At 71.8% G+C, this 20,892-nt stretch carries 12 protein-coding genes; 1 reads left to right on the top strand and 11 read right to left on the bottom strand.

Going from position 1 to position 20,892, the window contains the following annotated elements:
* Positions 1 to 166: 166 nt before the first annotated feature.
* The 7 genes from EV186_RS11390 to EV186_RS11360 all read right to left on the bottom strand — a co-directional run bounded on the left by EV186_RS11390 (position 167) and on the right by EV186_RS11360 (position 8,331).
* Positions 167 to 1,537, bottom strand: coding sequence for a cation:proton antiporter domain-containing protein (locus EV186_RS11390; protein WP_133849206.1), 1,371 nt, complete (start codon positions 1,535 to 1,537; stop codon positions 167 to 169).
* Entirely contained in the window at positions 1,534 to 2,028 is a 495-nt protein-coding gene (locus EV186_RS11385; RefSeq protein ID WP_208115565.1) for a flavin reductase family protein, read from the bottom strand. Before EV186_RS11385 ends, EV186_RS11390 begins: the two co-directional genes overlap by 4 nt.
* Positions 2,029 to 2,127: 99 nt before the next feature.
* Positions 2,128 to 3,645, bottom strand: a complete 1,518-nt coding sequence (locus EV186_RS11380) for a tryptophan halogenase family protein (RefSeq protein WP_279538297.1) — start codon at positions 3,643 to 3,645, stop codon at positions 2,128 to 2,130.
* A gap of 357 nt (positions 3,646 to 4,002) precedes the next feature.
* The gene (locus EV186_RS11375) at positions 4,003 to 5,355 is read right to left on the bottom strand and encodes an NAD(P)/FAD-dependent oxidoreductase (RefSeq protein WP_133849203.1); all 1,353 of its coding nucleotides are present in this window, start codon (positions 5,353 to 5,355) and stop codon (positions 4,003 to 4,005) included.
* Entirely contained in the window at positions 5,352 to 5,630 is a 279-nt protein-coding gene (locus EV186_RS11370; RefSeq protein ID WP_208115564.1) for an acyl carrier protein, read from the bottom strand. The genes EV186_RS11375 and EV186_RS11370 overlap by 4 nt, the downstream gene beginning before the upstream one ends.
* Positions 5,627 to 7,192 carry an amino acid adenylation domain-containing protein gene (locus EV186_RS11365; RefSeq protein ID WP_133849202.1) on the bottom strand — a complete coding sequence of 522 codons (1,566 nt, stop codon included), beginning with the start codon at positions 7,190 to 7,192 and terminating at the stop codon, positions 5,627 to 5,629. Before EV186_RS11365 ends, EV186_RS11370 begins: the two co-directional genes overlap by 4 nt.
* Positions 7,189 to 8,331, bottom strand: coding sequence for an acyl-CoA dehydrogenase family protein (locus EV186_RS11360; RefSeq protein WP_133849201.1), 1,143 nt, complete (start codon positions 8,329 to 8,331; stop codon positions 7,189 to 7,191). The genes EV186_RS11365 and EV186_RS11360 overlap by 4 nt, the downstream gene beginning before the upstream one ends.
* A gap of 176 nt (positions 8,332 to 8,507) precedes the next feature.
* Between EV186_RS11360 and EV186_RS11355 the strand changes: the two genes are divergently transcribed.
* Positions 8,508 to 9,008 carry a YqaA family protein gene (locus EV186_RS11355; protein ID WP_133849200.1) on the top strand — a complete coding sequence of 167 codons (501 nt, stop codon included), beginning with the start codon at positions 8,508 to 8,510 and terminating at the stop codon, positions 9,006 to 9,008.
* A 6-nt stretch (positions 9,009 to 9,014) separates the two neighbouring features.
* Here the strand turns inward: EV186_RS11355 and EV186_RS11350 are convergent, their stop codons facing one another.
* Genes EV186_RS11350 through EV186_RS11335 form a run of 4 tightly spaced genes read right to left on the bottom strand, consistent with a single transcriptional unit; the run spans position 9,015 to position 20,886 of the window.
* Positions 9,015 to 10,049: an isocitrate/isopropylmalate dehydrogenase family protein gene (locus tag EV186_RS11350; protein ID WP_208115563.1), complete on the bottom strand. Its 1,035-nt coding sequence runs from the start codon at positions 10,047 to 10,049 to the stop codon at positions 9,015 to 9,017.
* Positions 10,046 to 10,639 carry a 3-isopropylmalate dehydratase small subunit gene (leuD, locus tag EV186_RS11345; protein ID WP_133849199.1) on the bottom strand — a complete coding sequence of 198 codons (594 nt, stop codon included), beginning with the start codon at positions 10,637 to 10,639 and terminating at the stop codon, positions 10,046 to 10,048. Before leuD ends, EV186_RS11350 begins: the two co-directional genes overlap by 4 nt.
* Positions 10,640 to 10,648: 9 nt before the next feature.
* Complete coding sequence (gene leuC / locus EV186_RS11340; protein ID WP_133849198.1) at positions 10,649 to 12,031, bottom strand: 3-isopropylmalate dehydratase large subunit; 1,383 nt, start codon at positions 12,029 to 12,031, stop codon at positions 10,649 to 10,651.
* Positions 12,028 to 20,886, bottom strand: a complete 8,859-nt coding sequence (locus EV186_RS11335; protein WP_166659121.1) for a non-ribosomal peptide synthetase — start codon at positions 20,884 to 20,886, stop codon at positions 12,028 to 12,030. Before EV186_RS11335 ends, leuC begins: the two co-directional genes overlap by 4 nt.
* Positions 20,887 to 20,892 lie beyond the last annotated feature (6 nt).

Here is a 20,892-nt window from a genome sequence, read left to right as displayed (position 1 = left end):
GACACCGCCAGAACACGCGCAAGCCATCCGCGCTCGTCGGCATCGCCGCCTCCGGTGGACCCGCCGACACACCCGGGGCAGCCACACCGGATCGCGGATCGTGCGCCACCCCGCACACGACAGCGCGCGGGCCCGCCGAGGCGGGCCCGCGCGCTTGCGGGGACGGTCAGGCGGCCTGACCGGGTCTGTCGTCGGGATCTGCCTGGGCGCCGGCCGGCGCGCGTTCGAAGCGGCGCATCATGATCCCCGCCATGGCGGAGGTGATGACCGCGACCAGCACCAGCACCGTGAACCCGTAGGTGTTGATCAGGCCGGCTTTCAGGCCGATGGAGGCCACCACGAGTTCGGTGATGCCGCGGCAGTTCATCAGCGTGCCGAGTTCGAGCGCCGGCCGGCGCGGCACCCCGGCGAGCCGGGCGCCGCCACCCGCGCCGATGATCTTGCCCGCCATCGCGGCGGCGAGCACGACGAGGAACAGCAGCCAGCCCCGCAGGTTGGCGCCGATCAACCCGAGGCTCGTGTTGAGCCCGACGCCGGCGAAGAACAGCGGCAGCAGGATCGTGATGGTGAAGCCCTGCAGGTGCTCGCTCGCCCGCGCCATCGTTTCGTTGCGGGGCACGAGGGTGCCGAACAGGAACGCGGCGATCATCGGGTGCAGCCCGATGACCTGCCCCAGGGCGGCACAGGCCACCGCGCCGATCACCAGTGCCGCGATCAGGCTCTGCTCGGAGGTGATGCGCTTGGTGAGCACCACCAGGGCCGGCCGCACGCACAGCACCATCACCAGCACGAACGCGACGGACAACCCGAGGCGGGGCACCAGTTGCGAGGAGTCGCTCGCCCCGGCCAGGGCGGTGATCAGGGCCAGCACGACCCAGGTGATGCCGTCGCCGACCGCGGCGCTGGTCAGCGCGATCACGCCGACGTCGGTGCGGTCGATGCGCAGGTCCACGAGGATGCGGGCGAGCACCGGCAACGCCGTGATGGACAAGGCGAGCCCGATGAAGAGCACGTGCGTGGTGGCGCCGCCGGTCGCCCCGGCCATGGCCGGGCCGGCGAGCAACGCCACGGACACCCCCGCGACGAACGGCAACGCGGTGCCGCCCACCACGGTCCCGATCACGACCCGCTTGCGGCGGATGGCCGAGAGGCGCAGTTCGCAGCCGAGCAGGAACAGGAACACGATCAGCCCGAGCTGCGCCGCGGTGTCCAGGGCGGACAGGATGTGCTGGGGGAACAGCCAGGTCCGTGCGGTCGGGGCCAGGGCACCGAACACCGACGGCCCGAGCACCAGGCCGCCGATGATCTCGCCCAGCACCGCGGGCTGCCCGAGCCTGCGCAGCAACGCGCCGAACAGGTGGCATACCAGCAGGATCGCGACCACCGCGAGCAGGAACTGGGTGATCGGCTCGACCGGTGCCCGCGCCGAGGCGGGTTGCACGCCGATCCACCAGAGCACGGAGGCGGCGAGCACCAGCAAGCCGAAGGCCGGCCGCAACCAAGCCCGCTTGCTGGTGCCCGCGCCGAAAGCGCTCACCGCCGACCCGAGACCTGGGAGGTGGCGACCAGGTCGGTTGGCGGCGGGTGCGACGGCTTGGTGAAGGCCCGCATCCCGTACAGCAGCGGGCTCGCGGGTTCGCCGTCGATGTCGTGCACGAGGCCGAAGACCACGACGTGGTCGCCGACCGTGTGCATGTGGGTCACGGCGCACTCGGCGACGGCGAACGCGTCGTCGACCAGCCGGGGCAGCCCCGAGGGGGACCGCTCCCACTTCACGGCGGCGAACCGGTCGGGTGCCCGGGAGGCGAAGATCTCCGCCGCCTCCCGGCCACCCTCGGCGAGCAGGTTCACCGCGAACGCCCCGGACTCGCGCACCGCGGCGAGCGTGCCGGTCCGGTTGTCCAGGCACACCAGCAGGGTCGGCGGGTCCAGCGTGGCGCTGACCAGCGAGTTGCAGGTGAGACCGTGTGGCCTGTCCTGGGCGTCGACCGCGGTCACCACGGTGATGCCGGTGTAGTAACCGTTCATGAAGCCCCGTAGCGCGTGCGGTGCCACCCGCGAACGGCGTTGTGGTGGGATCGTCCCCATCTTGGTCCCTTCCGAAGACCCCCGGTCGGGTTGCCGTGCTCAGTCGTTGATGCTGGCGAGGTACTCGTAGCAGCTGGGCAGCGTGGCGATCATCTCGTCGGCCTCGGCCTTGAGCCGCGCGAACTCGGCGTGCGCGGGCGCGGGGTCGAGGTGGCGCAGGGCGGGCCGCGCCTTGGCCGGGACCCGGCCCAGACCGAGGTTCATGGTGTTCCACGAGTAGCTCTCGAACCCGTGGTAGTACGGGTAGATCGTCTCGTCGTCGAGCAGCTGGGTCTCGGCGAGCGCGAGGCGCTCGCGCAGGGCGTCGGGCAGCGGCCGGGACTTGGTTTCCTTCCAGTACGGCGTGTCCTCGCGGTCGGCCGACCGGTAGTGCAGGATCAGGAACTCCTTGACGCCGTCGATGGCGTTGTTGATCCGCCGGTTGTACGCGGCGGTGCGGAGCTCGTCGAACCCGTTGTCCGGGAAGTGCTTCACCAGCTGTTCGATGCCGTGCTGGATGAAGAAGATGCCGGTGGACTCCAGCGGCTCGACGAACGCGCTGGACAGCCCGATCGCGACGCAGTTGCCGACCCAGGAGTTCTCGTTGCGGCCGATGCGCATCCGGATGTGGTTGGCCTCGAGGTCGTCGCGACCCGGCGCCACCTTCTCGCGCAGCTCGGTCTCCGCCTCCTCCGGGGTGATGAACTTGTCGGAGTAGACGTAGCCGTTGCCGTTGCGGCGGAACAACGGGATCGTCCACGCCCAGCCCGCCGACATGGTGGTCGCCGTGGTGAACGGGTCCATGTCGGTGGCGTCCTCGCGCGGCACCCGCAGCGCCACGGCCCGGTTGTTGGGCAGGTCGTCCTCGAAGGACTGGAACTTCTCACCGAGCGTCTTGTTGATCAGCACGCCACGGAAGCCGGTGCAGTCGACGTAGAGGTCGCCGGTGACGACCCCGTGCTCGGCGGTGCGCACGCCGGAGATCCAGCCCCGGCTGTCCTGCTGGACCTCGGTGACGTTGTCGATGATGTGGCGCACGCCGCGCCCGCGGCCGTACTCGCCCAGGAAGCCGGCGACCGCGTCGGCGTCGAAGTGGTAGGCGTAGGGGAACTGGTCGCGCTGGTCGTCCAATGTGGACCGGCCGAGGTCGCCGTCGAGGCCCGACACGAACAGCGAGCCGTCCATCATCCGCGGCGCCCGCGCGGCCTCGCACAACGCCGTGGTGATGTAGCACGACCGGTCGAACGGCTCGCTGCGGTCGCCGAGTTCGAGCCACCACTCGGCCAGGCTGAACCCGGAGACGCTGCGCAGCCGCTCGAACGGGTGGTAGAAGTGCTCGCCGGGCTTGCGCCAGTTCTCGAAGCGGATGCCGAGCTTGTAGCTGCCCGCGCACTTGGGCAGCCATTCGGCCTCGTCGAGCCCGAGGTAGTTGAAGAAGTGCCGGACCGTGCTGAAGGTCGCCTCGCCGACACCGATCCGCTTCACCTGGGCGGATTCGATGAGAGTCACGTCGATTCGATCACCGAACGCGGCCTTGAGATACGACGCGGTCATCCACCCTGCGGTGCCGCCACCCACGATTGTCACTGATCGGATCACGATGCAGACTCCCTGGTCGCAGACGTTTTCGAGCTTATAAGTTGGCGCGCGGTGCGCTTTCATTCATATTGAATAAATCCAATTCATTGGCCACGGCCCTCCCACTCTCGGTCGCCCGGCAATATCGGTCCTATATCGCCGGGTGACCTGCGCAGAGCGGCCCGCGCCGGGTGGGTGCCCCGCCGCAAAAGGTTCGGCACGGATTCTCCGCGGCCCAGTCGCCCGCTGGCTGCGTTGGCCGAAAGCCCGAGTACGGCCAGTACGAGGGCTTCCGGCCGCCTTGCCAGCGAACGACTGGATCCACGGATAACCGCACCAACCTTCTGCGACGAGGCACTAGAAACTCGGAGCGGAAGTCGGCGCGCGCAGCGAGCCGAGGTAGGGGTGCCAGAGGTGCTCGGGGTCGTTCTCGACCGCCGCCACGACCTCGCGCATGGCCGTCAACGCCTTGGGCTCCTCGCCGTCGTACACGTCGCCCTGCAGCATCTTGAGCACGTCCACGCGGTACCGCGGATCCTGGACGAAGGCGGTGAACAGCACGTTGAGCCGGTAGTAGATGGAGATGAACTCGTACCAGTACTTGACCGCGCGTCGCAGCTTGTTCTCGTACGAGGCGAACCGCTCCTTGCCGAAGTCGTCGGCGGCGTGCGCGTCGATGATGTCCTTCGCGGCGATGCGCGCGCTGTTCAGCGCGACGCTGACGCCGCTGGAGAAGATCGGGTCCACGAACCGCGCCGCGTCGCCGATCAGCACGAACCGGTCGCCGCAGATCTTCTCCATGGCGTAGCTGTAGTCGCCCTCGACCTTGAACGGGCGGATCTGCTCGGCCTTCTTCAACGCCTCGGCCAGTTCGGGCCTGCTGCCGACGAAGTCCCAGAAGAAGCTCTCGCGGTCGGTGCCGGCCGCGGTGAACTGCTTCTTCTGCGTCACCACGCCGATGCTGGTGATGGTGTCGGTGATCGGGATCTGCCAGACCCACGTGTCCTTGATCGGCAGGAAGTGCACGTAGATGTGCTCGGCCATCGCCTTGTTGGGGCTCAACGCTTCCCGGTCCAGTCCCTCGAACCAGGTGTGCAGCGCGTACTGGTCGAAGACGGGGTCGGACACCTTGACCTTCAGCTTGCGGCCCAGCATGGTCTGCCGGCCGGACGCGTCGACCACCATCTTGGCCGTGTACGTGGTGTCCCGTGCGCCGAACCGGACGGTCAGGCGCACCTCGTTGGGGTCGTCCAAGTCCACGTCCCGCACGCGGGCCCCGTTGAACACGGTCGCGCCCTGCTCCTGCGCGTGGCGCAACAGGATGGCGTCGAACCGGCCGCGGTCGACGTGGTAGGTGTAGTCGCGGTCGACCCCGGGCTGGTCGCGCTCGACGAACTGGACGTCGGCCGACCAGTCGTGGGAGAGCCCCTGGTAGCCCATGAAAGGGATGTTGCGGGACTCGGCGGAGGTCCACGACGCACCGAACTTCTTCGGGAACCCGACCTCGTCGATCTTCTCGAGGGCGCCGATCTCGTTGAGCACCGGGGTGGTGGCCGGCACCAGCGACTCGCCGACGTGCGGGCGCGGGAACGTCTCGCTCTCGAACACCACCGCCGACAGACCCGCCCGCGCGAGGTAGGACGCCATCGTCGACCCGGCGGGACCACCGCCGATGATGGCGACGTCGTAGTCGGTGCTGTGGGGGCTCATGCGGTCTCCTTCTCGGCGCTGTTCGCCGCTTCGGCCGCGACGACCGCGGCGATGGTGGTGACGTCGCGGAAGTTGCGAGAGTTGATCTTCGCCGGGGAGACGAACACGCCGAACTGCTCGCGCACGTGACCGACCAGCACGGCCGTGCGCAGCGAGTCGATGATCCCCCACTCCAGCAACGGGGTGGTCTTGGTCAGCTCGCCTTCCTCGTCGCCCCAGAGGAATTCCTGGCGGATGAACTCCATCAGGGCGTCTTCGACTTCGGCCTGGTTCACGGTGTTCTCCCTTCGGGGCCCGGCGCCGGGTCGGCGGCGGGCGCGGACGCGAGCCGGCGTTCGGCGCGCTGCGCGACGAGTTCGGTGTGCCTGCGCACGAGCGCGGGGCGGTCCACCTTGCCGTTGCGGGTGCGGGGCAGGTCCTCACCCGCGGCGACGAGGTGGATGTGGTCGGGCAGGGCGTAGGAGGGCAGCACCCGGGCGCAGTGCGCCTTGACCGCCAGCGGTCCGGGCGCACGTCCCCGGACGGGCACCACGAACGCCGCGAGCCGGGCGTCCATGCCGGAGCCGACCAGCACGACGGCGGCGTCCTCCACGTCGGGGTGACCGGCTGCGGCGACCTCCACCTCGCCGAGCCCGATCCGGCGGCCGCGCACCTTGACGGTGTGGTCGCGCCGGCCCACGTAGTCGAACGCGCCGTCGTCGAGGACCCGGACGATGTCGCCGGTGCGGTACGGCCCGACCTGCGGCTCGGCGCCCCAGTAACCCATCATGACCGTCGGTCCGGACACGACGAGCTCACCTTCCTCGCCGGGGCCCGCGACCGTCCCGTCAGGACGCTCGGCCCACACCTCGTCGCCCGAGCAGGCCTTGCCGATCAGCGGCGGGCGCTGCCTGGCCAGGTCCGGGCCGCCGACCTCGTGGTAGGTGCACACGTTGGTCTCGGTGGGCCCGTAGAGGTTGAGCAACCGGGCACCGGTCCAGGCCTCGAGCGCCCGCACCCCTTCGATCTGGAACGGCTCGCCCGCGAAGCACACGACACGCAGGGCGTCGGGTGCGTGCTGGTCGAGCAGTCCGCCGTTGCGCATCATCAGCAGCAGCGCCGAGGGCACCGAGTACCAGATGGTGATGCCCTGGTCGTACAGGAAGCGGACCAGCTGCGCCGGTGCGTTGGCGAGTTCCGCGGCCAGCAGGTGCACCGACGCGCCGGTGGCGAAAGCGCCATACAGGTCCAGCACCGACAGGTCGAAAACCAGGGGAGCGTGGTTTGCCAGCCGGTCCTCGGGTCCGATGCGGAGTTCGTCGACCGCCCAGTCGACGAACGCGCGCGCGTTGCGGTGGCTGATGCAGACGCCCTTGGGCGTCCCCGTCGAGCCGGACGTGTAGAGGATGTAGGCGAGCTCGTCGTCGCCGACCGGCTCGTTCACCGCCTTGGTGTCCACTGTGGACTCACTGTGCAGGTCGAGGCACGGGAGGCCGGCATGATCGCCGTCGACCGCGGCGCGGATCGCGGCGAGCCTGCTGCTCTCCGCGCAGACCACCACCGCGCCGCAGTCGGCGGCGAGCATGGCGACCCGTGCCACCGGTGAGGTGCCGTCCAGGGGCACGTAGGCCGCGCCGAGCCGGAGCACCCCCTGCATGGCGGCGATCATGTCCGTGGACTTGTCGGACCAGAGCAGAACCCGGTCGCCGCGGCCGACGCCGAGGTCCCGCAACCGGTGGGCGAAGCGGTTCGCCGCCTCGTCGAGTTGCCGGTAGGTCAAGGTGTCCGCGCCGGACGCGACCGCGAGCCGGTCCGGGAACTTGGTGGTGCTGTCGATGGCCAGCTCGTGCAGGGTCACAGGCCCATTCCCCTCGCCACCAGGGTGCGGTGGATCTCGTTGGTGCCGGAGAAGATCCGGCTGGGCAGGGCGTCGCGCAACTGCGCCTCGACGCCGGTTTCGACGAGGTACCCCTTGCCGCCGAACAACTGCACGGCGGTGAGGCTGTTGGCGACGACCGCCTCGGAGACGGCGATCTTCGCCATCGAGATCTCGGTGACGTCGTTGTGGCCCTGGTCCATGCGCCAGCAGGCGCGGTACAGCAGCAGCCGCGCCGCGTCGAGGCGCTGACGCATGTCCGCGATCGGGTGCGCGACCGCCTGGAACTCCCCGATCCGGTGGCCGAACTGGCGTCGTTTGCGGGCGTGGCGCACGCACTGGCGCAGCTGCGCGTCCATGACACCGAGGTAGATCGCGAACAGGCAGGCGCGCTCCCAGCCCATGGAGTGCTGGAAGATCGTGCTGCCCTGGCCCACCTCGCCGAGCACGGCCGCGTGCGGCACGGGCGTGTCGGTCAGGGTCAGCCGGCCCGCCGGGCAGCCGTGCAGGCCGGCCTTCGCCATCGGGGCGCTGACCTCGACGCCCGGCAGGTCCCGGTCCACCACGAAGCCGGTGGTGCCGAAGAAGCCCGCCGTGGGATCGGTGACGGCGTAGGTGACGAACACGTCGGCGAGCGGGGCGTTGCTGGAAAAGGACTTCTCGCCGGTGAGCCGGTACCCGGCCGGGTCGGCGGCGGCCTTCATGTCCAGCGCGCCGGTGTCGGAGCCCGCGTCGTCCTCGGTGATGGCGTTGGCTGCGATCAGCTCGCCGTTGGCCAGGCCCGGCAGCAGCCGGGCGGCGGTATCTGGAGCGGCGAAGTCGCGCACCGCCACCGCGCAGGCGAGCAGGTGCGCGGCGACGCCGAACACGAGCCCGGTGTCCGGGCACGCGCGGCCGAAGACCTCCAGGCACAGCGCGGTGTCGAGGGCGCCGAGGCCCTGCCCGCCGTGCTCGGTGGGCAGGCACAACCCCGTGAGCCCGAGTTCGGCGGCGATACGCCAGCGTTCCCGGGTGAAGTGGGCGTCCGGCGTGGACGGACGCGCGGCACCGAGCCGGTCCCGGATCGCCGTGCCGAGATCGTCGGTGCGCTTGCGCTGCTCGTTGCTCAGAGCGAAGTCCATGTCCTTCTCCGGTTCGACGGAACCGCTTCAGCGTCGAGGGGGAAGCTATATTTGGGCAGTACGGCACCAGGGGCGGCGATCTACACCACGGCGGACGGCCGATATAGCGGAAAAATAGCTTCCTGCAGGGAAACCCGGTCAGGCTGGACGATCCGCTGGTCGCCGAAAGGTGGGGAATGGCCTACTGGCTGGGCATTACCTTTGGTCTTGCGTTCCTGTTGGCCGTGTTCCCGTTCGGCAGCATCGAGCTCTTCGTCGTCGGGTTGGTCGTGCGCGAACCGGAGATCCCGTGGCTGGCGCTGGGCGTGTGCACCGCGGCCGGCCAGGTGCTGGGCAAGGTCGTGCACTACTACGCGGCACGCGGAGTCGTGCGGCTGCCGGCCTTCACGCGCGCGGACGCGAAACCGCAGGAGAAGGAACGCACCGGCTGGCGCGCACGAGCCGCGGACTGGATGGCGATGGCCATGGACCGCGCGCAGGAGCGCCCCGGGTGGATGTTCGGCGTGTTCTCGGTCAGCACCGTGGTCGGCCTGCCCCCGTTCGGCGCGACCACGGTGCTCGCGGGGGTGGTGAAGATGCGCATGCCGGTGTTCCTGGCGGTCGCGCTGCCGGGCCGCTGCATCCGCTACTGCGCACTCGCCGCGGCGCCGCCCCTCGTGGCGAGCCTGCTGTTCTGACCCGAGTCAGGCGAGTTCGGCGATCACGGCGGCCGCGGCCTGCTCGGTGGTGAGCGCCCCACCCAGGTCGGGTGTGCAGCGCCGTTTGTCCACAGTGGAACGAATGGCCGTTTGGATGGCCTGGGCTTGGTCCTCGTGACCGTGATCGGCCAGGAGCATGGCCAGGCTGGCGATCGCGCCCAGGGGGTTGGCCACCCCGGTCCCGGCGATGTCCGGCGCGCTGCCGTGCACCGGCTCGTAGAGGCCGAAACCCGTTGCGGGGTCGAGGTTCGCCGACGGCGCGGCGCCGAGCCCACCCGCGACCGCGGCCGCCACGTCGCTGAGGATGTCGCCGTGCGCGTTGCTGGCCACGACCACGTCGAACCGCGTCGGGTCGGACACCAGGGTCATCGCCGCCACGTCGACGTACAGGTGGCTCGTCGCGATACCGGGGTGGCGGCCCGCCGCCTCCCTCCAGCACCGCTGCCACAGCTCGCCGCCGAAGGGCACGGCGTTCGCCTTGTCCACCACGCACACCTCGCGGCGGGCGATGCGGAAGGCGTGCTCGATGACACGGGACACGCCGTGGTAGGTGCTCACGTCCGCGTCGATCGCCGTCTCGTGCGGCGTCCACTTGCGCAGCGTCCCGCCGATGCCGGTGTAGGCGCCCTCGGTGTTCTCCCGGACGATGACGCAGTCGATGCCGCGCCGGGCCGGGTCGCGCAGCGGGCTGAGCCGGGCGTGCAGGAGCACGGCCGGTCGCTGGTTGACGTAGAGGTCCAGCTCGAACCGCAGGCGCAGCAGCACACCACGCGCGTAGTCCGGTGACCGCACCGACGGGTCGCCGATCGCCCCGAGCAGCAGGGCATCGCTGGCGCGGATCCGGGCGAGGTCGTCGTCGGTCAGGGCGGCGCCGGTCCGGGCGAACGTGGTCGCGTTGACGCGGTCCAGGACGTCGACCTCGACCTCCGGTGCGACGGCGTCGAGGACCGCCAGCGCCTGCGCCACCACCTCGGGCCCGATGCCGTCCCCGGGCAGGACCGTGATGCGCAGGCCGGTCATCGGCCGACCACCGGCAGCCAGTCCGGGCGTGCCTGTTCGTACGCACGGATCCGGTCGTCGCGGCCGAGGGTGACCGCGATGTCGTCGAGGCCGTTGAGCAGCAGCCACCGCGCCCGGTCGTCGATGCGGAACGAGCGCCGGAACCCGGGCGCCCGCACCTCGCGGCCTTCGAGGTCGACGGTGAGCTCGAAGGCGGGATCGGCCTCGGCCCGGTCGGCCAGCTCGGCCACCGAGCCCTCGTCGAGCGCGACGGCGAGCAACCCGTTCTTGAGGGCGTTGCGCAGGAAGATGTCGCCGTAGTCGACCGCGACGACGGCGGCGAACCCCCAGTCCCGCAAGGCCCAAACGGCGTGCTCGCGGGAGCTGCCCGTGCCGAAGTTGCGGCCGGCCACGAGGATGCTCGCCCCGGCCCGTGCCGGGTCGTCGAGCACGAACCCACCCCGGGCCCGCCAGTGGGCGAACAAACCCTTCGCGTAGCCGGTCTTGGTCAGCTCCTTGCAGAACTCGGCCGGGATGATCTGGTCGGTGTCCACGTCGCTGCGCCGCAGCGGCACGACCCGGCCGGTGTGCGCGGTCAGCTGCACGGGCATGGCGGGCTCCTAGAGTTCGCTTGGCGCGGCGAGGCGGCCGGCGACGGCGGTGGCGGCCGCGACGGCGGGGGAAACGAGGTGGGTCCGGGCCCGGTCGCCCTGCCTGCCCTCGTAGTTGCGGTTGGAGGTGGAGGCGACCCGTTCGCTGCCGTGCAGCCGGTCCGGGTTCATCCCCAGGCACATCGAGCAGCCCGAGAGCCGCCACTGCGCCCCGGCGCGCACGAACACCTCGTCCAGCCCCTCGGCCTCGGCGCGCTGCCGGACGTCCGACGACCCCGGGACCACCAGCATCCGCACCGACGAGGCGACGGTGCGGCCACGCAGGACGTCGGCGGCGGCCCGGAGGTCCTCGAGCCTGCCGTTGGTGCACGAGCCGACGAACACAGTGTCGATGTCCAGCTCCCGCATGCGCACCCCGGGTTCGAGGCCCATGTACGCCAACGCCCGGGTGCCCGCGGCCCGCGCCGAGGGGTCGGCGAACGCGGTGGGGTCGGGCACGCGACCGTCGAGCGGCACGGACTGGCCGGGGTTGGTGCCCCAGGTGACGAACGGTGTCAGCCCGGCGACGTCGACGGTCACCGTGCGGTCGAAGGTGGGCGAGTCGGTGGGCAGCGTCCGCCACCGCGCGAGCGCGCGCTCCCACACCTCGCCCCGTGGCGCGTGCGGCCGACCGGCGAGGTAGGCGAACGTCGTCTCGTCCGGGGCGACCAGTCCGGCCCGCGCACCGGCCTCGATCGTCATGTTGCACAACGTCATCCGGCCTTCCATGGACAACCCCGTGACGGCGTCGCCGCGGTATTCCAGGACGTGCCCATGGGCGCCGTTGGCCCCGATCGCGGTGATGAACGCGAGGGCGAGGTCCTTGGCCGTGACGTCCGGCGGCCGTTCGCCGGTGAACTCGACCGCCATCGTCCTGGGCCTTCGCAGCGCGATGGTCTGGGTGGCCAGCACGTGTTCCACGTCGCTGGTGCCGGTGCCGAACGCCAGCGCACCGAACGCGCCGAGCGTCGAGGTGTGGCTGTCGCCGCACACCACGCTCATGCCCGGTTGCACCAGGCCGAGTTCCGGGGCGACGACGTGCACGATGCCTTGCCGGGCATCGCCGAGGCGCAGCAGTTCGATGCCGTGCGCCGCGCAGTTGGCCCGCAACCGTTCCAGCTGGGCGCGGCCCCTCGGGTCGGTGACCAGCAGCGAGGTGGTCGGCACGTTGTGGTCCTCGACCGCGAGGGTGAGGTCGGGCCTGCGCACCGCGCGCCCGGCCAGCCGCAAGCCGTCGAAAGCTTGCGGGGACGTCGCTTCGTGCATCAGGTGCAGGTCGACGTACAGGAGGTCGTCCTCGTCGCGGTGGTCCACAACGTGGCTGTCCCACACCTTGTCGACAAGGGTCGTCACGGCCGGCTCGCTTCCTGTGCGGCGGCGCCGATGGCCCGCGTGGTGGCGAACCACGCGTCCACCAGCTCGGTCATCGATGCGTCGGAGAGCACCCCGTCCACCCAGGACCAGAGCATGGTCAGCCGGGCGCCGTCGGGGTGGTCGGCGATGTAGGCGGTGATCTCCACGGGGCAGCGCGCCGGTCGCCGCGGGCTGGCGCCGCCGTTGAGCACCGACCCGGTCTCGTCGGTGGGTGACCAGTGCTCGGCCTCGGCGCGGACGCCGAACCGGCCCAGGTAGTTGAACTTCACCTGCGGTGCAGGCAACGCGGCGAGCACGGGACCGGTGCGGGGGTTGAGGTAGCGCAGCATGCCGTAGCCGAGTCCGTTGTCCGGCAACGCACGCAGCCGGTCGCGGACGCGTTCGAGCGCGGGCCGCACGCCGTCCGCGCCGGGGGCCAGCCGGACCGGGAACTCGGTGGCGAGCCAGCCGACGGTGCGCGAGGGGTCGACGCCGTCGCCGATCACCTCCCGGCCGTGCGCCTGCACCGTGACCAGCAACCCGTCGTCAGTTGCGACCACACCACGCCACCGCGCGACGGCGAGCGCGAGCGCGGTGTACAGCACCTCGTGCGCCTTGACGTCGAAGACTGCGGGCGCCGTGGTCAGCAGTGGCTCGGCGTGCTCGGCGGGCATGGAGAAGGCGAGCGTGCGCAGGGATTCCCCGGTGTCGCGCGCGGGGTCGAGCGGCCGGGAGCCGATCAACGGGTCGGGGCCGGCCAGCATGTCCGTCCACAGTGGAAGCTCGGCGTCCCGGTGCTGGGCCTGCGCGGCCAGCTCGACCGCCCACCGTCGCAGTGAGGCCGGCGGCGTCGCCAGGCGTGGCCGCTCGCCGGCCGCGGCCGCCTGGTAGGCCGTGGCGAGGTCCGGCACGAGGATGCGCAGCGACACCGCGTCGATCGCCAGGTGGTGCACCACGACCAGCAACCGGCCCGGCCGCCCGGGCCCGCCGTCGAACCAGACGACGCGCACCATCGTGCCCGCGTCGGGGTCCAGTTCGCGTTGCACGGCGGCGTAAGCAGGGCCGACCGACGCGGCCACGGCGCCGGCGTCCCAGTCGTCCGGACCGATCACCCGCAGACAGTCCTCGGCGGCCACCGAACCCCGCGGTCGCACCTGCAGCGCCCAGTCGCCCGCCGACCGCGTCAACCGGAGCCGCAACGCGTCGTGGTGGTCGAGCACCGCGCCCAGCGCGGTGACCAGGTGGCGGCGCTCGAGGTCCGGCGGGACGCGCACCAGCATCGCCAGGTTGAGCTCGTCGATCGGCCCGCCGACCTCGTGCAGCCGGGCGATGATCGGCGTCAGCGGCACAGCGCCGACCGCCTCGGCGAAGTCGTCGTCGCCCTGGGCGGGGGCGGTCCGCACGACGCTGGCGAGCGCGGCGACGGTCTGGTGGGCGAACAGGTCCCGAGGCGACATCGCGAGGCCTGCCGCGGCGGCCTTGCCGACCACCTGGATGGACACGATGCTGTCCCCGCCGAGGTCGAAGAAGTTGTCGTCCACGGTCACTGACGGCAGCCCGAGCACCTCGGCGAACACGGCACAGAGCGCCTTCTCGACATCGGTGGTGGGCGTGCGGCCGGCGGACGACGCGGCGAAGTCCGGCGCGGGCAGCGCCCGGCGGTCGAGCTTTCCGTTGCGGGTCAACGGGAGCACGTCGAGGGGGACGAACGCCGACGGGACCATGTGGACCGGCAGCAGCCGCCGGGCGTGGGCTCGTAGCACGTCCTGGCCGGGCGCCGTGCCGCCCGCGGGCGCCACGACGTAGGCCACCAGCTGACGCTTGCCCGGTTCGTCCTCGCGCAGGGCGACGACCGCGTGGCCGACGCCCTGGTGCGTGGCGAGCGCCGCCTCGATCTCACCCGGTTCGATCCGGAAGCCGCGCAGCTTCACCTGGTCGTCCGCCCGCCCGCGGTGCTCCAGCTCGCCACTGGCGGTCCACCGGACGAGGTCGCCGGTGCGGTACATCCGGGCTCCTGGTTCGCCGAACGGGTCCGGGACGAAGCGGTCCGCGGTCAGGCCGGGTCGGCCGAGGTAGCCGCGTGCCACCCCGGTGCCCGCGACGTGCAGTTCGCCGTCGACCCCGGGCGGGACGGGCCGCAGGGCGCGGTCGAGCACGTACGCCCGCAGGTCGGCGATGGGCCGCCCGATGGGGCTGCCCACCCCGGTGGTCGCGTCGTCGAGCAGCTTGTGCGTCACGTGCACGGTGGTCTCGGTCGTGCCGTACATGTTCACCAGGCGCGGCGCGTGGCGCGGGTGGCGCGCGAACCAGTCGGCCAGCCGCTGTGGCACGAGCGCCTCGCCGCCGAAGATCACCCAGCGCAAGGCGAGGTCGGCCGGGCGCTGCTGGTCGGCCTCGATCAGTTGGTAGAAGGCCGAGGGCGTCTGGTTGAGCACCGTGACCCGTTCCCGCTCGAGCAGGTCGAGGAAGTCCTTGGGCGACCGCGTGATCCAGTGCGGCACGACGACGAGCCGGCCGCCCGTGGACAGCGGGCCCCAGAGCTCCCAGACCGAGAAGTCGAAGGCGTAGGAGTGGAACAGCGTCCAGGTGTCGGTGGGGTCGAACGCGAAGTCGTCGCGGGTGGCGGCCAGCAGGCCGACCACGTTGCGGTGGCTGACGACCACGCCCTTCGGCTTGCCGGTGGACCCGGAGGTGTAGATGACGTAGGCGGCGCTGTCCGGGTCGATCCGGGTGCCGAGGTCGGTGGCGGCGAACCCGGCGATCCGCGCAGTGCGCTCCGGGTCGTCCAGCGCGACCGCCGCGGCGGGCACCTGCTTGGCCGCCTCAGTGGTGGTGAGCACCACCGCGGGCCGAGCATCCTCCAGGAGCAGGGCGATCCGCTCCGGTGGGTAGTCCGGGTCGATCGGCAAGTAGCACGCCCCGGCCTTGAGCACGGCGAGGATCGCGACGACCAGCTCCACCGACCGGGGCAGGGCCAGCGCCACGACGCGTTCCGGCCCCGCGCCCTCGGCGAGGAGGTAGCGCGCCAGCTGGTTGGCCCGCGCGTTCAGCTGGGCGTAGGTCAACGCGACGCCGTCATGGGTCACCGCGACCGCGTCCGGCGCGGCCGCGACCGACGCCTCGAACACCTGCGTCAACGTCGTGTCCGGCACCGCGCAGCCGGTCCCGTTCCAGTCCACCAGGATCGTGCGCAGTTCGTCGGCGTCGAGCAGGTCGATGCCGTCGATGCGCCGGTTCGGGTCGGCCACCGCCGCGGCGAGCACCCGGCGCAGGCCCCGCACGAGCCGCTCGGCCGTGCCCCGGTCGAACAGATCGGTGCTGTAGTTCAGCGCGCCGCCGACCCCGCCGCCGGGGCGCTCCGCGAACTCGAAGGACAGGTCGAACTTCGCGGTGGACTGCCGTACCGCCTGCACTTCGGCGCGCAACCCGGGCAGGTCTACCTCGGCGTCCGCGGTGTTCTGCAGCACCAGCATCACCTGGAACAGCGGGTGGCGGCTGGGGGAGCGGGCCGGGTTGAGCGCGTCGACGAGGTGTTCGAACGGCACGTCCTGGTGGGCGTAGGCGCCGAGGTCGGCGGCCCGGGTGCGGCGCAACAGCTCGCGGAAGGTCGGGTTGCCGGACGTATCGGTGCGCAGCACGACCGTGTTGGCGAACAGGCCCACCAACTGGTCCAGGGCGTCGTCGGTGCGCCCGGCGATCGGGCTGCCGATGGGCACGTCGCCGCCCGCGCCGAGCCGGGACAGCAACGCGGCCAGGGCCGACTGCACGACCATGAACAGCGTCGTTCCGGTCTGGCGGGCCAGCTCGACGAGCCCGTGGTGCAGCTGTGCCGGCCACTCGAACCCGCAGACCGCGCCTCGCTGGCTGCCGTGCGCCGGCCGAGGGCGGTCCACCGGCAGCGTGGTCTCATCCGGCAACCCGGCGAGCGCCTCGGTCCAGTACGCCGTCTGCCCGGCCAGCATGCTGTCCGTCCCGTCCCCGAGCAGGTCGCGCTGCCAGAGCGTGTAGTCGGTGTAGCGGACCGGCAGCGGGTCGAACTCCGGCGCGACCCCGCGCCGGTGCGCGGCGTACGCGGTGGACAGGTCGCGCAGGAACGGCGCCCGTGACCACCCGTCGCCCGCGATGTGGTGCCAGGCGACGAGGAGCACGTGCACGTCCGGGGCGAGCCGGTAGAGCACGGTGCGCAGTGGCGGCTCGGTCTGCAGGTCGAAGGTCCGCGCCGCGAAACCCGCCATCCGGTCGGGTAGGTCCTCCTCGGTCGCCGCGACGACGTCGGGGCGGCAGGGCACCGCCAGCGGGTCGAGCACTCGCTGGGTGGGCTGCCCGTCGACCTCGGGGAACACGGTGCGCAGCGGCTCGTGCCGGGTGACCACATCGGACAGTGCGTCGCTCAGCGCGGCCTGGTCGAGAGGCCCGGTCAGCCGCAGGGCCAGGACCATGTTGTAGGTGGGGTTCGGTCCGGAGAACCGGTGCAGGAACCACATCCGCTGCTGGGCGAACGACAGCGGCACGTCCGGTGGTGCCGGCACGGGCCGCAGCGCCGGCCGGGCGCCGTCCGCGGTGTCCAGGACCCGGGCGAGGCCCGCGACAGTGGGCGTCTCGAAGACCGCGCGGATCGGCAGTTCCGCGTCGAGCACCGCACGCACCCTGCTGGTCAGCCGGGTCGCGAGCAGCGAGTGCCCGCCCAGCGCGAAGAAGTCGTCGTCGATGCCGGCCCCCGGCACGCCGAGCACCTCGGCGAACAGGTCGCACAGGATTTCCTCGCGCGGTGTGCGCGGGGCCCGCCGGACCGCGCCGGTGGCCGCTTGCGGCGCGGGCAGTGCCCGGCGGTCGAGCTTCCCGTTGACCGTCAGCGGCAGCTGGTCGAGGACCACCAGCGCGGCGGGCACCAGGTAGGACGGCAGTCGCTGCCGCAGGTGGCCGCCCAGCGACGCGACGAACTCGCCCGCACGGGCGGAGAAGGCGGGATCGCTGACGTAGTCGGCCGGGCGCCCGTCGGCCGGGCCCGGCAGATAGGTGCCGGTGATCGTCGTGTCGCCGCGCAGGAACACTGCGTCCACAGTGTCGTCACCGGTCGACCAGGTGACGGCGACCTGGTATCCCAGCCGTTCGCCGAGTTCGTGCACCGACTCGGGATCGACGCCACCGGTCTCGCGCAGCACCCGCCGGGCGGCCTCGAGGCCGGCACCGCGGCGCAGCGCCCGTTCCGCGGCGACCTCACCGGCCAGCCGCGCGTTGGGGATCCCGCGAACGCGCACCGCTCGCCCCGCGCATCCGTCCAAATAGGACGTCAGCGCGGTCGTTGAGCCGAGGGCGCTCCACTGGACGCACTCGACCTCCGCCACGTTCGCCTGCTCGACGGGTTCCTTGTGCAGCACGACGTCGTAGCGGTGGCGGGTCAGCTCGTTATGCGCCGCGCCGCGCTTGACCCGCACGTCGACGCCCGCGATGGCCGGCACGTCGCGGCGCACCGTGGTGAAGAACTCCGGCGCGACAAGGAGTTCCTTGTCCAGCAGCACGGCCTGCTCGACGGCGGCGCGCACCGGGTCGACGTCATCGGTGGTGGCTCGGTGCAACCGCACGGCGGTGTGGAACACCCGCCGGGTGCGCAGGTTGCGCAGGTCGCCGAGGAACAGCCGGCCGCCGGGGGCGAGCAGCTCCATGGCCTGCCGCACGACCCGGACCAGGTAAGCGGCGTCGGGGAAGTACTGGGCGACCGAGTTCACCACGACGGTGTCGAAGTACCCGGTGGGCAAGCCGGTGACGTCGTCGGCGGCCTGGGTCCGCAACTCGACCACATCGGCCAGGCGCGGGTCCGCGGCGGTGCTCGCCCGCAGCGCCTCGATGGCGGCAGGGGAGAAGTCCGTGCCCCAGTACGCTTCGCAGCCGGCGGCGAGCCGGGCCAGCAGCAGTCCGCTGCCCACGCCCAACTCCAGGACACGGCGGGGTCGCGACGCGCGGATCCGCGCGACCGTCGCCTCCTGCCACTCGCGCATCTGGGCGAGCGGGATGGGTTTGCCGTCGTAGCTGGAGTCCCAGCCCATGAAGTTCTCGCCCAACGGGACCGGGTTTGCCACCGAGTCCTGGTACCAGGACTCGTAGATGCCGAGCCACTCGCCGACCTGCTCGACCGGAGCGCTGTCGCCCGCGGCCGGCACCACGTAGCCGACCAGCCGCTTGTCGCCGGGGCGGTCCTCGCGGACCACCACGGCGGCGGCGCCGACCGCCGGGTGCTCCGCCAGCACCGACTCGATCTCCGCCGGCTCGACCCGGAAACCCCGCACTTTCACCTGGTCGTCGACCCGCCCGAGGAAGACCAGTTCCCCGTCGGCGGTCCACCGGACCAAGTCCCCGGTCCGGTACATCCGCGACCCGGGCGGGCCGAACGGGTCGGGTACGAACCGCTCGGCCGTCGCCGCCGGCCGCCCGACGTACCCACGGGCGAGACCCGCACCTGAGGCGAAGAGCTCACCGGCCACCCCGACGCCCACCGGCCGCAGGTCGCCGTCGAGCACGCGCACCTGGGTGTTGCGGATCGGCTTGCCGATCGGGACCGACCCGGTCGGCAGGGCGGCCGGCCGGTAGCGGTGGGCGCAGGTGACGGACGTGTTCTCCGTGGGGCCGTAGGCGTTGACGAGGCTGAGTTCGGGCCACTCGAGCACTGCCACCGTGGCGCGTGCCGGGGAGAGCACGTCGCCGCCGACCACGACCTGGCGCAGACCCGAGAGTGCCGCCGCGCCCGCGTCGACCAGTTCGTGGAACACCCCCGCCGGCAACAGTGCGGTGCTCACCCCGTGCGCGCGGCAGAAGGCACCGAGCTCGGCCGCGGACGGCACGACCGGCGGGTAGACGGCCAGGGTCGCGCCGTTGAGCAGCGCGCCCCAAACCTCCAATGTGGACACGTCGAAGGACACGGAGCCCGACTGCAACACCACTTTGTCCGGCCCGAACGCCATGAAGTCCTGGTTGCGGACCAGCCGGACCACCGCCCGGTGCTCGACGACGATCCCCTTCGGCACGCCGGTCGACCCGGACGTGTACATCACGCAAGCGGCGGCTCGTGGCCCGGTGTCGGCCCGCGGTGGCCGCTCCCCATCTCCGTCGGTCGGCTCCTCGTCCACCTGCACCCAGCGGACGCCGCCGGTGATGAGCTCGTCCGGTGGTGGCTGGGTGGTGAGCACCACCGGTGCGCCCGTTTCGGCGAGCATGAACGCCAGCCGGTCGGCCGGGTATGCCGGATCCAAAGGCAGGTAGGCCCCACCGGCCTTGACGACCGCGAGCACGGCCACCAGGAACGCCGTGCCCCGCTCGGCGAAGACCCCGACCACGTCCTCGGCTCGCACGCCGAGGTCCACGAGCCGGTGCGCCAGCCGGTTGGCGCGGGCGTCCAGTTCGGCGTAGGTCAGCGTGCCCTGGTCGCCCGTCACCGCGATGGCCTGCGGTCGCCGGGCCGCGTTCTGCTCGAACAGCGCGGCGATCCCGGCGTCGGGCAGCGGTGCGGTGGTGGCGTTCCACTCGGTGAGCACCTGCCGGCGTTCCCGCGTGGTCAGCAGGTCCACCGAGCGCACCGGCCGGTCCGGGTCGTCGGCGATCGCGTGCAGCACCAAGGAAAGCCGGTCGGCGATGGCCCGCACGGCGGCGTGGTCGAGCAGGTCGGGCTGGTGCACCAGCCGGAGGGTGAGCCGCTTGCCGGGCAAGGCCATCAGGCCGAGCGGGTAGTGGGTGGCGCTGCGGATCCGGAAGCCGGACACGCTCGTCCCGGCCACCGACCCGAGCACGGCGTCCATGTCGTCCGGGTAGTTCTCGAACACCGTCGTGGTGTCGAACAGCTCCGGCAGCCCGGTCAGCCGGTGCAGGTCGGACAGCCCCAGGTGGTGGTGGGCGAGCAGGTCCGACTGGCGGCGCTGCAGGCCGGTCAGCAGAGTGGTGAACGACTCGTCCGGGTCGAGCACCACCCGGACCGGCAGCGTGTTGGCGAAGAGCCCCACCATGTCCCCGACGCCGGGCACCTCGGCAGGCCGGCCGGACACGGTCATGCCGAACAGCACGTCCTGCTTGCCCGTCACCGCACCCAGCAGCACCGCCCACGCGCCCTGGACCACCGTGTTCAGCGTCAGACCGAGGCTCTGGGCGAGGCCACGCAACGCCTCCGTGTGCTCCTCGCTCAGGCTCAGCTCGACCGACTCGGGGAACACGGGCACCCGGTCGCGGTCCACCGGCGCCAGCAGCGTCGGTTCCTCGACCCCTGCCAGCGCGGTCCGCCACGCCTCTTCGGCGGCGGGCCGGTCCTGGGCGGCGAGCCAGGCCACGTAGTCGCGGTAGGGCGTGGTCGGGGGCAACCCGCTGGTGTCGCCGCCCCGGCCGTAGCTCGCGAACAGCTCCCGCAGCACGATCTGCCCGGACCAGCCGTCCAGCGCGATGTGGTGGCTGGTCATCAGGAAGCGCCAACGCCCGGGTTCGAGCGCGATCAGGGTGAACCGGAGCACCGGCGGGCGGGCCAGGTCGAACCCGCGGGCCGCGTCGTCGGCGACCAGCCCGGCCAGTTCGGCTTCCCGCGCGGCCGGTTCGAGCGCGGTCAGGTCGTGCTCGTGCCAGGGCAGGTCGACGTGGCTGGACACCACCTGCACGGGTTCGCCCGAACTCTTGTGCAGGAAGGCCGTGCGCAGGTTCGGGTACCGGCGCAGCAGCGCTTCGGCGGCCGCGCGCAACGCGGGGACGTCGACCACGCCCGCGAGGTCGAGGGAGACCTGCACGGTGTAGACGTCGCGTTCGGCGTCGGCGAAGCGGGAGTGGAACAGCAATCCTTGCTGCAACGGCGAAAGCGGCAGGACGTCCTCGACTGTTGGGTGCGCCATGGCTTG

Origin of the sequence: Labedaea rhizosphaerae, from assembly GCF_004362825.1 — a bacterium.
In the GTDB taxonomy this organism is placed as follows: Bacteria; Actinomycetota; Actinomycetes; order Mycobacteriales; family Pseudonocardiaceae; genus Labedaea; species Labedaea rhizosphaerae.
Note: the sequence above shows the minus strand (reverse complement) of the source record. Positions and strands in the feature narration are given on the sequence as shown.

What these genes read in the sequence shown, in the direction of transcription:
- EV186_RS11385 (WP_208115565.1), bottom strand. Translation starts at nt 2,028, where the DNA reads ATGAACGGTTACTACACCGGCATCACCGTGGTGACCGCGGTCGACGCC.
- EV186_RS11350 (WP_208115563.1), bottom strand. Translation starts at nt 10,049, where the DNA reads ATGACCGGCCTGCGCATCACGGTCCTGCCCGGGGACGGCATCGGGCCC.
- EV186_RS11375 (WP_133849203.1), bottom strand. Translation starts at nt 5,355, where the DNA reads ATGAGCCCCCACAGCACCGACTACGACGTCGCCATCATCGGCGGTGGT.
- EV186_RS11360 (WP_133849201.1), bottom strand. Translation starts at nt 8,331, where the DNA reads ATGGACTTCGCTCTGAGCAACGAGCAGCGCAAGCGCACCGACGATCTC.
- leuD (WP_133849199.1), bottom strand. Translation starts at nt 10,639, where the DNA reads ATGCCCGTGCAGCTGACCGCGCACACCGGCCGGGTCGTGCCGCTGCGG.
- EV186_RS11355 (WP_133849200.1), top strand. Translation starts at nt 8,508, where the DNA reads ATGGCCTACTGGCTGGGCATTACCTTTGGTCTTGCGTTCCTGTTGGCC.
- EV186_RS11335 (WP_166659121.1), bottom strand. Translation starts at nt 20,886, where the DNA reads ATGGCGCACCCAACAGTCGAGGACGTCCTGCCGCTTTCGCCGTTGCAG.